This window comes from Chelatococcus sp. HY11 (assembly GCF_018398335.1).
Taxonomy (GTDB): domain Bacteria; phylum Pseudomonadota; class Alphaproteobacteria; order Rhizobiales; family Beijerinckiaceae; genus Chelatococcus.
This window is the reverse complement of record NZ_JAHBRX010000001.1, coordinates 445,365-460,493: the sequence shown is the minus strand read 5'-3', so window position 1 is coordinate 460,493 and position 15,129 is coordinate 445,365. Positions and strand designations below refer to the sequence as shown.

Genomic DNA, 15,129 nt, shown 5'->3' with positions numbered 1-15,129 from the left:
CGTCCGCCGGCCTTTTGCAGCGAAGGCGCTATTCGGCGGCGTGCTTCATCGGCGCGGAACTTTCCATGGCTTCGGCACCGGCGGCGATCGCCTTGACGATGTTGTGGTAGCCCGTACAGCGGCAGATATTGCCTTCGAGCTCCTCGCGGATGGTCTGCTCATCCAGGTGATGGCCGCAGCGGGCGACGATATCGACCGCCGACATGATCATGCCGGGCGTGCAGAACCCGCACTGCAGGCCATGGTGCTCGCGGAAAGCCTCCTGCATGGGATGCAGCGCTCCGTCAGCGGCAAGCCCCTCGATGGTGAGCACGGAGGCGCCGTCACAGGACAACGCCAGCGTGGTGCAGCTTTTGACAGCCTGTCCGTCGAGATGCACGACACAAGCCCCGCATTGGCTGGTATCGCAGCCGACATGCGTACCCGTGAGCCGCAGATGCTCGCGGAGAAACTGAACGAGAAGGGTACGAGGCTCGACGTCGGCGGATACGGACTTGCCGTTCACCGTCATGGACACGGTGGTCATGGTGGGCTCCCTCGCTGGCTGGCCGGGGCACTTGCCTGGGCCCTTCGTGAGCTGTTGGCGGAGGTGCCGCAGCCTGACCGTGCAGTGCCTCCGCAGTTGGCCCGAAAGGACCTCATGCAGTCTAGAATCATAAAAATGTAGGTCAAGGCCGCTTCTCGGCGCGGCGATCACATCATCGAGCCCGAAAAAGCGCCGTTTTGAGCGATTTTTCGCGGCTGCGGGTATTGCTACGACTAAGGTCGTAGATGCGATCGCGTCACAATGGCGTCGAGTTTCGCGAAGAAGGCCGCGCAATCGATACTGAAGCTCTGCATCGCGCCTTCGGCGGAGGCGAGGAAGAAATCGTAGCCCAGATCGTGCTCGGCCGCCCAATGCAGGCCGGTCGTCTTGCGGAAGGTCGATGGGAAGATCTCGACGAGATGCGCGCCCGGCTGCATCCACGCCACATTGGCCAGACCCGCCCCATGCACGCCGACCAGCACAGATGCCTGCGAGAACGTGGCTATCTGCTGGGGATGGTTGCCCCACCCCGCCTCGAAGACCGAGAAGCCCCGTGCGACAAGCCCATGGCGAAGCTCGTCTTCATTGATGAGGCGTCGTAATCGCGATTGACCGCGCGAAAAATAGACGAGAGGCGATGCCGGCACCGAGACTGGGCCGTACGCCGCCTCGAATATGGAACGCAGATAAGGCAGCGATTCGTGCAGCCCGTAGGCGCGCTCGACATTGCGACATAACGAACGGGTGAGCAGGAGCTCGGGAACCACCGCATGCTCGAAAGCTGTCAGTTCCATGACCTCGACGGTATGGCCGAGCTTCCTGAGACCGCTTACGAAAGCATTGATGAGCGGAATGCGATGGACTTTGGTGATGATGGTGAGTTTTCGCCCCTCGCCCGCCCCGAGCCGCAGGGCGTGAGCGATCGGCATCAGCACGTCGAGCAGCAGATGGCCGTAGTGCGGATAAGGCGGCAACACGATCCCCAGCCCCTCGACAACACGGCGTTTGAGCAGGATGGGCGCCGGATAGGCGAAATTCCAGTTGGCGAGCCGGCTCTCGTCCAGCGCGAGCTGCGCGAGGCTTTCGGCATCCACCGGGGTCAAGGTGTGGCCGGGCACGATCGCATCCCGCAGGATACCGACGAAGCGACGGATGATCGTCTCATCGGCCTCCGAGAAGCTCGGGAGTTTCACGTCCCAGTTGTCGATAGCCAGCTCAGGCAGGACATCCACGTAGGGCGCGGACGCCAGCCGCATCCGGTAGCGGTCATTCTGGAACACCTGGACGAAGCGGTCGGGATAGGGCCGGATATCCGGGAAGAAGCCGAGATGCAGCGGCGAGCGGCGATTGATCCGCGACAGCCGCTCGAACAGCGCGAAGGCCTTGGGCTTCAGATCCATCGCAAGGGCGAGGCGGGAACGGCGACGCCCCATCGAGCAGGCTCCTGGTCGTTATTCTCAATGCGACATCGCCGGCTGCGGACGCGCGCGGGCGTCCTTATAGGAAAGCGCGCGGCAACCAGCAAGGCGTGGCGAGCGGCAGGACATGGCGAGCGGCAGGACATGGCGAGCGGCAAGGCATGGCGAGCGCGCGGCTCAGCCAGCGCTCGATGCCACGTTGACCGCGGCCCTCGGCATTGCCATAGCTGCCTGCGGTTGAACGATGGGTTGACCGTTGTCCCGTCGCTTTGTGACGAACCCGAGGAATCCATGTCCGCACCATCGGCCGCCGAATGGCTCACCAAGGCCCAGTGGCTCACCCGGAGCGATGCCCTCAGTCGCGATCGCTTCGCCTCCACCCTTGTCTATGCGACCATCGTCGCCATCACGCTCGTGCCGCTTCACATCTTCTGGCTCGCGGTCTTCGTCGGACTGATCGCGGCCGGCATCGTGATCCTCGCCACGGACAGCGCCATGCGGCGGATGTTTCTGGGGGATCCGCGGCCAAGGCTCGCGGCGCTGCTGATTCTTGGCATCGTTGCATGGGAGGTGGTGGGCGTGCTGTTTCGCGGCACGGGGTCGTCCAGCAAAGCCTGGCAGGCGGCCGGCAACGCGCTCGCCATTCTCACCTTCGGTGTGGTGGTGCTGACCGCCCTGCGCCGTGACCCGGACTTTCCCAGGCGCCTGCTCCTCGTCGCCGCCTTCGTGCTGGCGGGAGCCACCGTCCTCGCCATCATCGGGCAGGTGGTGATCGAATGGCCGACGTTCGTGCGTCTGCATCTTTATGGCCGCGCGAATGGCGCCATCTTCAGCGCCGGCGCCCTCATCTTCGGCGTCGCGACGGCCCTCACCGCGGCGCTCGCCGAGCGGGGACGACTGCGCCTCGCCCTGTTCGCGGCGGCGGCCATCAGCGCGGTCGGCTTTGTCCTTACCTTCAGCCGTGGCCCCATCGTCGCCGCGTTTCTGGCGGCCGCCGTCCTCGCCATCGCCGTGCGCCTGCCAGCGGGCCGCAAGGGCCGAATCGTGGCGGCGCTCGCCATCTTCGCGGCGGTCGCGGCACCAGCCCTCCTCGTCCTCAACGAGGCGGCGCTGCAAGATATCGCCTGCGGCCAGGGGGGTGACATCTGCCGGAAATCCTACCGCATGGATATCTGGAGCCTCGCGGCCCAATCGATCGCGGAGCATCCGTGGCTCGGCGCGGGGCCGACTGCCGAGATCGAGAACCCCTTCGGCCGACATCCCCACAACGGCTATCTCGGGCCGGCCTTCTATTTCGGCATTCCGGCGGCGCTCGCGTTCTTCGCCATGATCATCAATTCACTGGCCGCAACCCTGACGGACATCGGAGCGACCCGCGGCAATGGCCAAGCATCGTCACCGGCCGGACGCCTTGCACGCCTCAGCCTTTTCCTGCTCGTCTTCTCACTGGTCTATATGGTCACCGACCTGTCGGACGCGTTCACCTTCGTGAACGCGCATTTCCTGTTCTTTTGGTTGCCGGCCTTCCTCACGCTCTCGCCGACCCTTCGGGGCACCGGTGAGGGCCTAGCGGCTGAAACACGCTAGAACCGGCCCGTAGAAACGGGCTTACTTTAGCCGGTCACGCTCTCAGCCTGCTCGGGCGAGACGATCGCCGCGAAACTGGTAAAGAAATCATCGGCATATTTCTTGGCGACACCATTGACGAGCCGTCCGCCGAGCTGGGCGATCTTGCCACCGACGGTCGCCTCGACATCGTAGGAGAGCTTGGTGCCTTCCGGCACGGGCGCCAGCCCGACCTTGGCGTTTCCCTTGGCGAAACCGGCCACGCCGCCCTCACCCTCACCGACAATCGTATAGCCGTGAGGTGGGTCGAGATCGGTCAGCGTGACCTTGCCCTTGAACGTGGCCTTGACTGGGCCGAGCTTGACCTTCACGACGGCGCGAAAGCCTCCTTCATCGGTCCGCTCCAGCTCCTCGCAGCCGGCGATGCAGGACTTCAGCACTTCGGGATCGTTGAGTTTTTCCCATACGGCCTGCGGTTCAGCCGCGAGAATAAACTCGCCCGTCATCGTCATTGCCACGGCGCAGTCTCCTCCATCACTCACTTGAACCGGACACTATCCCAACGCGACGCTTCGCCAAATTTCTTTATGAAAGTTCCTCGTGAAGAAACACAGCGAAAAGCGCGTCTATCCTAGAGCAGGTGATGGGGGAGAGAAAACCGCCATTCGGCGATCGTCTCCAAGGCTGGTGATCGCTACGGGAGACCGGCCATCAGGGGTCCCTTCTGACGCCTACATGCCGACGACTGTCCGTTTGATGCCGCCACGCAGATAATCCATCAGGGCCTCAGACGCCCCCTCGGCTGCCGCGCTGTCGCCGGCCACCACGTGCTCGATCATGGCACGATGGAGACGCGCGGGCTCCGCCAGGTCATCATTCCGCAGAAAGTAATAACGCGCGCGCCGCGCCATGGCTTCCAGCGGCGCGAGCGCCCTGACGAGGAAGGGATTCGAGGCGATTTCGCCCAGGCGGCGGAAAACGAACCGATCGAGCTCGACGAACCTGTCGTGATCACCCGCCTCCGCGGCAGCGGCCAACTGCTCCGCGAGCGCGGCGAGCTCAGACCGCGCCTGCGGGCCGACGCGCCGGGCGGCTCCGCCCGCCAAAAGACGCTCGAGCACCGTCCGGACCTCCAGAGCCATCAGGACATCGAGCGGATTGACGACGGACACCGCGATGCCCTTGCGCGGAAAAACGACGACGAGACCGTCGTTGACAAGGCGCTGCAACGCCTCGCGAACAGGGGTACGGCCAATCTCAAGGCGCGATGCGAGTTCCTGCTCGGTCAGACGCATGCCCGGAGGAAGCGCCAGACTGATGATCTGATCTTCAATGAGGCGATAGGCGCGTTCAGCCAGGGTCTCGTCTGGCGCGGACGTGCCTGCTTCCGCAGCCGTGGTGTTGGATCTATCATCCTGGCCGGGATTCATAGGAACTATTGACATAACAATCGACCTGCGTTTGCAAAGGCAGCCGGCCAAACGGACACTCAAGGAAGAACCGGGGCCGACGCTCGAAATACATAAATAAAATCAATAACTAACGGCATCGCGCCCGCCGCGGGAGGCAGAGCGACGACCGTTATGCGATATCGCAAGCTCATCTCGTGGATCGGGGTTGAGCCAAGCGCGACATGGGCCGCTTCAATTTTCGCCTTATCCCATCGAGATCTCCTGTCGATGGCCTCCGGGCTAGGCTCCTGGGCCACATTCCAGGACAAGCGTCATGACCGATGCAGGGCCGAAACCATGGGCCGCGAAATGCTGAAGGCCGGACAGCGACACGCGCCCGCGCCAAAGCGGTCCTTACCGCTGTCGCGCCTCAACAGATCACCGGTGATGAGCACATCGCCCATCGATCAGTTCCGCTGTGGATATCATGACAGCGCTCCTGACCGAAATGGCGGCTACCACTTTGTTCATAGCAATTACGGCACAGGACAACGTGTCACGGAGCTACCATTTCCTCTGATATCTCAAATTCTTGCCGAGACGGGCCAATCACACCACACCCCCGGATCGAGCCCGTAATCGAACCTTCCTCCGGCGTAGCCATCATTCATCAGCGATCTATCAGCGTGCGGTGAAGCTGTGTATTTCCGGTGGACTACCGGGGGCATCGCCTGCATCACGAAATGCGTCGGACGCCGACGTAAGGGCCGTCTGCAACATCTATGAGATCCTTCGGAGACGGCGATCTCGCCAGGCGGAAGCGAGCCGAGCGGCATACGCGCCCCCTCCCGCATCTCTGGCGTTCAACCAACGTCGAAGTTTCCGCGCCGGCCGTTTCGCGGCATAGTTTTGACAAGACGATCAACGTAAGCGATTGTCATTGATACCAGAGGATACAAAATGCGAACATTTCAGCGTGATGGGAACCGTCTTTCGCCCGGTGTCATGTAAGTATTGAGATACGTTTCGGCATGATTGCCGTCTGACAGACATAGGCATCCCGACGCCACGGGGGGCAAAGGCGCGATATGGAAGTATTTGTGCAGCAGCTCATCAACGGGCTGACGCTTGGCTCGATTTATGGGCTCATCGCCATCGGCTACACGATGGTTTTCGGCATCATCGGCATGGTCAACTTTGCTCATGGCGATGTCTTTATGCTTTCAGCTTTCATTGCGTTGATCTTCTTCATCCTGCTGACCAGCTGGCTCGGCATCGGCTCAATCGCGCTGGCACTGCTGATCGTGCTGGTTCTGGCGATGATACTGACTTCGCTGTGGGGATGGGCGGTCGAGCGCATAGCCTATCGTCCTTTGCGCGGCTCGTTCCGGCTTGCGCCGCTGATTTCGGCGATCGGTGTCTCCATATTTCTCTCGAACTTCGTGCAGGTCGTGCAGGGCGCGCGCAACAAGTCGATCCCGCCCATGGTCAATGGCGGCATCACCTTGTTCGAGGACAACGGCTATGCCGTCACCCTCGCGTACAAGCAGATCATCATCATGGTGGCGACGGCGGTTCTGCTGACGATATTCTGGTATGTCGTGCAGAAGACACCCCTTGGCCGCGCGCAGCGCGCCTGCGAGCAGGACCGCAAGATGGCGGCATTGCTCGGCATCAATGTCGACCGGACGATTTCCCTCACCTTCGTGATGGGCGCGGCGCTCGCGGCCGTCGCCGGAACGATGTATCTTCTCTACTATGGTGTGGTGAGCTTCTCGGATGGCTTCGTCCCCGGCGTCAAGGCGTTCACGGCGGCCGTCCTCGGCGGCATCGGCTCGCTACCGGGTGCCGTCCTCGGCGGTCTGATCATCGGGCTCGTGGAGACCTTGTGGTCCGCCTATTTCTCGATCGAATACAAGGACGTCGCGGCGTTCTCCATCCTGGCAATCGTTCTCATCTTCATGCCGTCCGGCATTCTCGGGCGACCGGAAGTCGAGAAAGTCTGAGATGCGCGAGGAGACTAACGGATGAACGCCCCCTCCGCTGCGCAGACGACGGGGTCTTCGCCGCCGTCTGCAGCCGGGCCGGCCTCCGGCGGCAGCGAATTCCTCCCCGCGGTCAAGAATGCCGCTCTTGCCGCCCTGGTGATGCTCGGCCTGTCGATCCCGATCATCGCCCTTCGCACCGAAAACAGCATGGCCAACGAGCTCATGCTGCTGCCACGCTGGCGTGTTGTCGCCGTTCTCTGCCTGATCGTCTTCGCCGTGAGGCTGGCCCTCAACCTCGGCGGCATCCACATAGCGCGCAGGCGCTCCGCCAAGCGCCGGGAAATCCTGGTCACGCGCGTTGAGACGCCGTCGACGCTCGGCCAGAAGATCTTCTTCTATGCGGCCCCGGTGCTGCTCGGCATCGCCTTCGGCTATCCCCTGATCGCCTATCTCCTCAACGGCGGGCTCAACGAATCCCGCTACTGGGTCGACCTCGGGATCCTGGTTCTGACCTATGTGATGCTGGGCTGGGGCCTCAATATCGTCGTGGGGCTCGCGGGGCTTCTCGACCTCGGCTATGTCGCGTTCTACGCGGTCGGCGCCTATTCCTACGCGCTTCTGGCGACCACCTTCGGCCTGTCGTTCTGGATCTGCCTCCCGGTCGCCGGCATCCTCGCGGCATTCTGGGGCATCCTGCTCGGCTTCCCGGTGCTACGGCTCAGGGGCGACTATCTCGCCATCGTGACGCTGGCGTTCGGCGAGATCATCCGTCTCGTGCTGATCAACTGGGTCGATCTGACGAATGGCGGCGCCGGCATCGCCTCGATCCCGCGGGTCTCCTTCTTCGGCATCCCCTTCACGGCCGACGACGACGGCTTCGCGGCCACTTTCGGGCTTGAATTCAGCACCATGCACCGCATGGTCTTCCTCTATTACCTGATCCTCGTCCTCGCCTTGATCACCAATATCGTCACCATGCGCCTGCGTCGCCTTCCGGTGGGGCGCGCCTGGGAGGCCCTGCGCGAGGACGAGATCGCCTGCCGGTCGCTCGGCATCAACACGACCAATACCAAGCTCACCGCCTTCGCGATCGGTGCCATGTTCGGCGGCTTCGCCGGGGCATTCTTCGCGGTGCGCCAGGGGTTCATATCGCCGGAGAGCTTCAACTTCCTGGAATCGGCAATCATCCTGTCGATCGTGGTGCTCGGCGGCATGGGCAGCCAGATCGGCGTCGCCATCGCCGCCACCGTCATGGTGGCCGGCCCGGAGATGCTCCGTAACCTCGGCTTCCTGCGCGCCGTGTTCGGTGACGGTTTCGACCCCAATGAATACCGCCTCCTGCTGTTCGGCGCGGCGATGGTGGCGATGATGGTGTGGCGCCCGCGCGGGCTCGTCTCCCATCGTGATCCGTCGGTCGTCCTTGGCGAGCGCAAGGCGATTTCCGGCGCTCTGGTGAAAGAAGGTCACGGATGATGGCGCCTGCCCTGTCCGCATCCGGCGGCACCGACACCATCCTGACCGTGGACCATTTGACCATGCGTTTTGGTGGCCTGGTCGCGATCAACGACCTGTCCTTCAAGGTGGGGCGTGGTGAGATCACCGCCTTGATCGGCCCGAACGGGGCCGGCAAGACCACGGTGTTCAACTGCATCACCGGCTTCTACAAGCCGACCGAGGGGATGATCACCCTCACCCATACGGACGGCTCGCGGTATCTTCTGGAACGCCTTCCCGGCCACAGCGTGTCGTGGAAGGCCAGGGTCGCCCGCACCTTCCAGAACATTCGCCTGTTCTCGGGCATGACGATCCTCGAGAACCTGCTGGTCGCCCAGCACAATTCGCTGATGATCGCCTCCGGTTTCACGATCGGCGGGCTCATTGGCCTGCCCAGCTTCCGAAACGCGGAAGCCCAGGCCATCGAGAAGGCGAAATACTGGCTGAACAAGGTCGGGCTTACCGAGCGCGCCGACGATCCCGCCGGTGACCTGCCTTATGGCGCCCAGCGCCGGCTTGAAATCGCCCGCGCCATGTGCACCGAGCCCGTACTCCTGTGCCTGGACGAGCCCGCCGCCGGCCTCAACCCAAGGGAAAGCCTGGAGCTGAACGAGCTTCTCCTGTCGATCCGCAGCACGGACCAGACCTCCTTGCTCCTCATTGAACACGATATGTCGGTGGTGATGCAGATTTCCGACCACGTCGTTGTGCTCGACTACGGCACCAAGATCGCCGATGGCCTGCCTGAGGCCGTGCGCAACGACCCGAAGGTCATCGCCGCTTATCTCGGCGTCGAGGACGACGACGTGGAAAAAGTCGAAGCACAGGTAGGCCTATGAGCGACGCGAGCAACACGGCCGGAGCCGCCTTGCAACATGCCCCGGCCCCCAACGCGCTCCTCACCATTCGCGGCGTCAAGACGTTCTACGGCAATATCATCGCGCTCAAGGGAGTCGATATTGACGTCAACGAAGGCGAGATCGTCACGCTCATCGGCGCCAATGGCGCGGGCAAATCGACCCTGATGATGACGATCTTCGGCAACCCGCGGGCGCGGGAAGGCACGATCACTTATGCCGGCCAAGACATCACGCGCATGGCGACCCATGACATCGCCAAGCTGAATATCGCTCAGTCCCCCGAGGGACGGCGGATCTTCCCGCGCATGACCGTGTTTGAAAACCTGCAGATGGGCGCCTCGATCAACGCCTTCGCGCATTTCGAGCAGGATCTCGAACGTGTTTGCGGAATTTTCCCGCGGTTGAAGGAGCGGCTGTATCAACGCGGCGGCACGCTTTCGGGCGGTGAGCAGCAGATGCTGGCGATCGCCCGGGCGCTGATGAGCCGGCCGAAACTTCTGCTGCTCGACGAGCCTTCCCTGGGGCTCGCCCCACTCGTCGTGCGACAGATTTTCGATGTCATCCGCGAGTTGAACCGCGAGGGGATGACAATTTTCCTCGTCGAGCAGAATGCCTATCACGCTCTCAAGCTGGCGCACCGCGCCTATGTCATGGTGACGGGTTCCATTACCATGTCAGGCAGCGGGAAAGAGCTTCTCGCCGATCCCCAAGTGCGGGCGGCCTATCTCGAAGGCGGGAGGCACTGACATGCAGGGCATCCTCTATGAAGAACCTTCATTCTGGCTCTTCGTACTCGTCACCTGCATCATGGGGGGCTGGACCGCCTGGATGACAGGTCGCGCCATCGCGAAGACTTGGGGCAATGTCGCCAAGTGCGTAGGCTATCTGATGATTCTCGGCCTCGGGGTGAGGTTCATTCACTTCGCGTTATTTGATGGAACCCTTCTTTCAATACATTATTACATCGTCGATACCATCGTCGTATGCCTCATCGGCTTGGCCGGCTATCGCTATACGCGCACAAGACAGATGACGACACAATATCGCTGGCTCTATGAGCGGACCGGCGCGTTCAGCTGGAGGGAACGTCCCCTGGACGGCACGGATCATAGCAGCGCTTAAAATTCGGAGGGAATACTGGCCGAAAGGTGAACAACGGCCTGTCGGAATCCAGATGACTTCGCGAAGAAAAGGCGCGACAGTCGTATTCAGGACGGGCTCAAGCCCGTTATGCGAAGTCCCCAGGCTTCGGGGGAAATCCAGAGGAGTTGCCGTATGAATAAGAATTTTCTATTGGCAAGCGTGGCGCTGGGTTTTGGCTTGGCTTTCAGCGGCATAGCGCTGGCCGATGTGAAAATGGGCGTGGCAGGTCCCATCACCGGCGCGAATGCTGCTTTCGGTGCCCAGCTCAAGAACGGCGCCGAGCAGGCCGTGGCCGACATCAACAAGGCCGGTGGCATTCTTGGTGAGAAGATCGTGCTGTCGGTCGGCGATGACGTGTCCGATCCCAAGCAAGGCGTATCTGTTGCCAACAAGTTCGCCGGCGAGGGCGTGAAGTTCGTCATCGGCCACTTCAATTCCGGTGTGTCGATCCCGGCGTCAGAGGTCTACAACGAAGCTGGAATACTGGCGATTTCACCCGCCTCCACGAACCCCACCCTGACCGAGCGCAAGCTGTGGAACGTGTTCCGCACCTGCGGCCGCGATGATCAGCAGGGCGCGGTCGCCGGCGCTTATCTCGCTGACAAGTTCAAGGGCAAGAACGTTGCCGTCGTTCATGACAAGACGCCTTATGGCAAGGGTCTTGCCGATGAGACGCAGAAGGCAATGGAAGGCAAGGGCGTCAAGGCCGTCCTCTATGAGGGCATCAACACAGGCGAGAAGGACTATTCCGCCCTGGTATCGAAGCTGAAAGCGGCCAATGTGGACGTCGTCTACTATGGCGGCCTGCATACGGAAGCCGGCCTGATCATCCGCCAGATGCGCGATCAGGGCCTCAAGGCGCCGCTGATGTCCGGTGACGGTATCGTCTCCAGCGAGTTCGTCTCGATCGCCGGCCCCGGCGCCGAAGGCACGTTGATGACGTTCTCGCCAGATCCGCGCAAGAACCCGGCGGCAAAGTCGGTCGTCGAAGCCTTCAAGGCGAAGAACTACGATCCCGAAGCCTATACGCTCTACTCCTACGCGGGCGTCGAGATCATCAAGCAGGCGGCTGAGGAAGCGAAATCCCTCGACCCCAAGAAGGTTGCTGAAGTCATCCACTCCGGCAAGGTGTTCAAGACGGTGCTCGGCGATCTCTCCTTCGATAAGAAGGGTGACATCACCCGTCCTGACTATGTCATGTATGTCTGGAAGAAGGATGCCGACGGCAAGATCAACTATGCCGGCAATGAGCTGACCAACTGATCGTCCAGAGCCTCGCCCGGTAGGGCGGCCCGCCTCAGGTGACTGGGGCGGGCTTTTTCTTGCCGGACCTGCGCGCGATGGCGCCGCCACGGATCCCGAGGCGATTTTCGCCTCCTGGGAACGTCTTTACTTCGGCATGACACGCGCGGTTGAATGGGCCACGCGCGGCCGCTCACTTGCCAGTTCATTCTTGAGACGGGCCCACATCGCCTCTTCAAGACGCCCCGGCCATTCGATCCCGAGGCTTTGCGCGAATCTGCGGGCTCGGGGCAGATAGGCCGTCGCATAGGCAAGATAGGCCGGCACGACGGCCTCACGGCTCGGCGTCAGCGCGGGCAGCGCCTCAAGCAGATCTCTCTGTTCGCGGGTAATAAGCCTGTTTAAATGCAGTGCGCCGCCCCTGTTCGGAGCCGCAGTCTCCTCGATGAGAAGATCAATGAGCAGATTGCGCAAGTGGAAAGTGCCGGTCACGGCGTTGATATATTCATGCCGTCCCATGGCGAGGGGCAGGAGCCCAAGAATTCGGATGAATTCCTCGAACTGCCATTGCAGGCGTCGCAGGTTCGGTTCGCTCACCGCAAGCGTGGGCGCGAGATCATCGTAGATGCGATCATGATCGAAGAGCGCCTTCAGGCCGCTCCGGGTTAGCTGTGCCGTTTGCGCGGGCGTCACGATCTGCACATCGACGCGCAGCCAGTCGGCCGTGACGGCGTTGATGAGCATCGGCTTGACCTGTCGGTCCCACCAGAGAACGATCTCCCCGGTTTGGCTCACGGCTTCGTGCCAAAGGCTGGCGAAGGCGTCAGTCGGTCCGCTCGTCGTCACGGCGATGAAATCGAGATCGCTGTAGGCATCCTCAAGGCCAACGCCATAGCTTCCACCGAGAAACAGCGCCCGAATATCCGGCTTGTCCTCGAGCGCGCGCGTTATCGTCGTGATCGCTGTGGCATTGTTCATCGCTCCGGTCCCTCCCCGTTGGTAAGGCCGCATGGCTTCGCTGAGCCTCTGGAGCAAGGCCCCAAACAGGATGGGTCATTGTACAGGGCAATCGCGCGGTGATCGAGCGCCGGCATCAGGATGGCCGGTCTCACACCTCCGTCCGCCGAACCCGTGATTGCCCTGTTCGCAGGGACCTTGTTCGCAGGGGCCTTGCGCCCACGCGATCACGCGTCAGCCGAGTTGCCCGAGCGCCGGAAATGTCTCCAGCAGCCAGAAGGACATGTTGGTGATGCTACCCGTCAGGAAGGCAATGCCGGTGAGCACAAGGAGAGCGCCCATCGCCTTTTCAATGAGCGCAAGGCGCGTGCGCATGCGCTTCAGGAAGGTGATGAACGGCGGCATTGCGAAAGCGGCGATGAGAAAAGGGATGCCGAGCCCCGCGGAGTAGATTGCGAGGAGCAGCGCGCCTTGCCCCGCTGAGTCTTCCGAGCCGGCCACGGCCAGGATCGCCGCCAGGATTGGACCGATGCAGGGCGTCCAGCCAAGCGCGAACGCGAGACCCATCACATAGGCGCCGCCAAGGCCCGCGGGCTTGCGCACGGTGACCCGCGCCTCGCGATAGAGGAAAGCGAGGCGAAAGACGCCCAGGAAATGCAGGCCCATGATGATGATCGCCACGCCAGCGAGCGTGCCGAGGATATGCACATATTGACGAAAGACCTGTCCGAGAGCCGAGGCGGTCGCGCCGAGCAGCACGAAAACCGTGGAGAAGCCCAGCACGAACAGTAGTGCCGTCGCGATCACGCGCCGATTGACCTTCGGCGCGGCGCGCGTGCCAAGCTCGTCGATCGTCGTGCCGGCGAGATAGGTAAGATACGGCGGCACGAGCGGCAGGACACAGGGACTGAGAAAGCTCAGCAGCCCGGCCAGAGCGGCGGCGGAAAAGGACACATGCGTCATGCCGGCTGTTCTAGCGGGCGCCTTGGGGCGACGGAAGGGCGCATAGCGCCACATTGCATGAATGTGAGCGAAGGAATGAGCCCGCCTGCGGCTATTGAAATCACAGCGACATATCGGGCAGTGTGCCCATCAGGTCAGCTTCAGTACCGGGGGAAACGCATGGGCGAAGGCCGCAACCTCATCACCGACGTCGCGGGAATCCGCGTCGGCAATGCTCATGACGAGAGGCTTGCCTCAGGCGTCACGGTCGCGCTGTTCGACGCGCCGACGACCGCCTCCTGGGTCGCGGTCGGCGGCGGTCCGGCGAGTCGCGACACCGGCTGTCTTGAACCCGACACGGTCGCCGAAGGCGTCGACGCCATTGTGCTGTCCGGTGGATCCGGCTTCGGCCTCGATGCGGCCGGTGGCGTTCAGGCCTGGCTGCGCGAGCACGAGCGCGGCTTCCTTGTCGGCTCCGTGCGCGTGCCCCTTGTTCCGCAGGCCATCTGCTTCGATCTCCTCAACGGCGGCGACAAGGACTGGGGCCGCTTCCCGCCCTATCGCGAGTTGGGCTACGCCGCCTGCGAGACCGTGTCCGAAGATTTCGCGCTGGGAACCGTTGGCGGCGGCTATGGCGCCACAACGGTCAACCTCAAGGGCGGCCTCGGTTCGGCGAGCGCCGTGACGGCCAATGGCTTCACCGTGGGCGCGATGGTCGTCGTCAACGCCATCGGCTCGGCGGTCATCGACGGCGGCCCGCATTTCTGGGCCGGCGCCTATGAGGTGGGGACGGAGTTCGGCGGGCTCGGCCTGCCGGCCCATGTGCGCCCGGAGATGCGGCCCATGCACTGGAAGGGCGGCCCGCAACCGGCGACCACCATCGCCATGGTGGCGACCGACGCCGTGCTCGACAAGGCCATGGCCAAGCGCCTCGCCATGGCGGCCCAGACCGGGCTCGCCAAGGCACTCAGGCTGTCGCACGCGCTGTTCGATGGCGACACCGTCTTCGCCGCGGCCACCGGCCGCAAGCCTTTGGTCGACCGTTACAACGACATCATCGACATCGGTGCCACCGCCGCCGACTGCCTGGCGCGCGCTATCGCCCGTGGCGTCTATGAGGCAACCACCCTGCCCTTCCCGGAATCACCTCCGGCCTGGCGGGACAAATTCGGGCGGAGCGACTGAACCTGCGCGCGCCCGCATCCGGCGTGCCCCCCTCACCCGCGCCTGCGGCGCGACCTCTCCCCGCCGGGGAGAGGTGAGAGCCCGATCCCCAGCCGAAGACGCAACGGCCGATCGGTTGCGTCCCCTCTCCCGTCCGGGAGAGGGACAGGGTGAGGGCTCTATAAGGCAACCGCCTGCACGTCCCGCAATCTCCCCCCGGCCTGACGGGAAAAGTTCAGACGGCGCGACTGAGCCTGCCGCACCCGCATCCGGCGCGATGCCCCCTCACCCGGCTCTTCGAGCCGACCTCTCCCCGCCGGGGAGAGGTGGGAGCCCGATCCCCAGCCGAAGACGCAACGGCCGATCGGTTGCGTCCCCTCTCCCGTTCGGGAGAGGGACAGGGTGAGGGATTAAAGCCGATCAGCGCGCTGCGCGCGC

Annotated in this window: 14 protein-coding genes; 8 read left to right on the top strand and 6 right to left on the bottom strand. The window is 63.0% G+C overall.

Going from position 1 to position 15,129, the window contains the following annotated elements; translation table 11 throughout:
* Window positions 1-28: 28 nt before the first annotated feature.
* On the bottom strand, window positions 29-526 hold the full coding sequence (locus tag KIO74_RS02240; protein ID WP_213330128.1) for a (2Fe-2S)-binding protein: 498 nt from the start codon (window positions 524-526) through the stop codon (window positions 29-31).
* Window positions 527-759: 233 nt separating this feature from the next.
* Window positions 760-1,959, bottom strand: a complete 1,200-nt coding sequence (locus tag KIO74_RS02235) for a glycosyltransferase family 61 protein (protein WP_213330126.1) — start codon at window positions 1,957-1,959, stop codon at window positions 760-762.
* A gap of 276 nt (window positions 1,960-2,235) precedes the next feature.
* Here KIO74_RS02235 and KIO74_RS02230 point away from each other — a divergent pair, with 276 nt between their 5' ends.
* Window positions 2,236-3,531, top strand: a complete 1,296-nt coding sequence (locus KIO74_RS02230; protein WP_213330124.1) for an O-antigen ligase family protein — start codon at window positions 2,236-2,238, stop codon at window positions 3,529-3,531.
* Between the two features lie 26 nt (window positions 3,532-3,557).
* On the opposite strand, the gene KIO74_RS02225 is transcribed toward KIO74_RS02230, so the two are convergent.
* Together KIO74_RS02225 and KIO74_RS02220 are read right to left on the bottom strand one after the other, a co-directional pair.
* Window positions 3,558-4,028 (bottom strand): SRPBCC family protein, encoded by a 471-nt coding sequence (locus tag KIO74_RS02225; RefSeq protein ID WP_213330122.1) that lies wholly within the window; start codon window positions 4,026-4,028, stop codon window positions 3,558-3,560.
* A 213-nt stretch (window positions 4,029-4,241) separates the two neighbouring features.
* A complete protein-coding gene (locus KIO74_RS02220) occupies window positions 4,242-4,955 on the bottom strand; it encodes a GntR family transcriptional regulator (RefSeq protein ID WP_213330119.1) in 714 nt (237 codons plus the stop codon).
* Window positions 4,956-5,989: 1,034 nt separating this feature from the next.
* Between KIO74_RS02220 and KIO74_RS02215 the strand changes: the two genes are divergently transcribed.
* From KIO74_RS02215 to KIO74_RS02190, 6 genes are all read left to right on the top strand, one after another.
* On the top strand, window positions 5,990-6,907 hold the full coding sequence (locus KIO74_RS02215) for an ABC transporter permease subunit (RefSeq protein WP_213330117.1): 918 nt from the start codon (window positions 5,990-5,992) through the stop codon (window positions 6,905-6,907).
* Between the two features lie 21 nt (window positions 6,908-6,928).
* A complete protein-coding gene (gene livM / locus KIO74_RS02210) occupies window positions 6,929-8,362 on the top strand; it encodes a high-affinity branched-chain amino acid ABC transporter permease LivM (protein WP_213330115.1) in 1,434 nt (477 codons plus the stop codon).
* Window positions 8,359-9,222: an ABC transporter ATP-binding protein gene (locus KIO74_RS02205; RefSeq protein ID WP_283772108.1), complete on the top strand. Its 864-nt coding sequence runs from the start codon at window positions 8,359-8,361 to the stop codon at window positions 9,220-9,222. The genes livM and KIO74_RS02205 overlap by 4 nt, the downstream gene beginning before the upstream one ends.
* Entirely contained in the window at window positions 9,219-9,989 is a 771-nt protein-coding gene (locus KIO74_RS02200; RefSeq protein ID WP_213330113.1) for an ABC transporter ATP-binding protein, read from the top strand. The genes KIO74_RS02205 and KIO74_RS02200 overlap by 4 nt, the downstream gene beginning before the upstream one ends.
* A 1-nt stretch (window position 9,990) precedes the next feature.
* Complete coding sequence (locus KIO74_RS02195; protein ID WP_213330111.1) at window positions 9,991-10,365, top strand: DUF6867 family protein; 375 nt, start codon at window positions 9,991-9,993, stop codon at window positions 10,363-10,365.
* A 153-nt stretch (window positions 10,366-10,518) separates the two neighbouring features.
* Window positions 10,519-11,649, top strand: coding sequence for a branched-chain amino acid ABC transporter substrate-binding protein (locus KIO74_RS02190; RefSeq protein ID WP_213330108.1), 1,131 nt, complete (start codon window positions 10,519-10,521; stop codon window positions 11,647-11,649).
* A gap of 126 nt (window positions 11,650-11,775) precedes the next feature.
* Here KIO74_RS02190 and KIO74_RS02185 read toward each other — a convergent pair whose 3' ends face one another.
* Both KIO74_RS02185 and KIO74_RS02180 read right to left on the bottom strand, forming a co-directional pair.
* Window positions 11,776-12,606 (bottom strand): hypothetical protein, encoded by an 831-nt coding sequence (locus KIO74_RS02185; RefSeq protein ID WP_213330106.1) that lies wholly within the window; start codon window positions 12,604-12,606, stop codon window positions 11,776-11,778.
* Between the two features lie 213 nt (window positions 12,607-12,819).
* A complete protein-coding gene (locus tag KIO74_RS02180; RefSeq protein ID WP_213330104.1) occupies window positions 12,820-13,548 on the bottom strand; it encodes a cytochrome c biogenesis CcdA family protein in 729 nt (242 codons plus the stop codon).
* A gap of 159 nt (window positions 13,549-13,707) precedes the next feature.
* Between KIO74_RS02180 and KIO74_RS02175 the strand changes: the two genes are divergently transcribed.
* Window positions 13,708-14,712 (top strand): P1 family peptidase, encoded by a 1,005-nt coding sequence (locus KIO74_RS02175; RefSeq protein ID WP_213330102.1) that lies wholly within the window; start codon window positions 13,708-13,710, stop codon window positions 14,710-14,712.
* Window positions 14,713-15,129 lie beyond the last annotated feature (417 nt).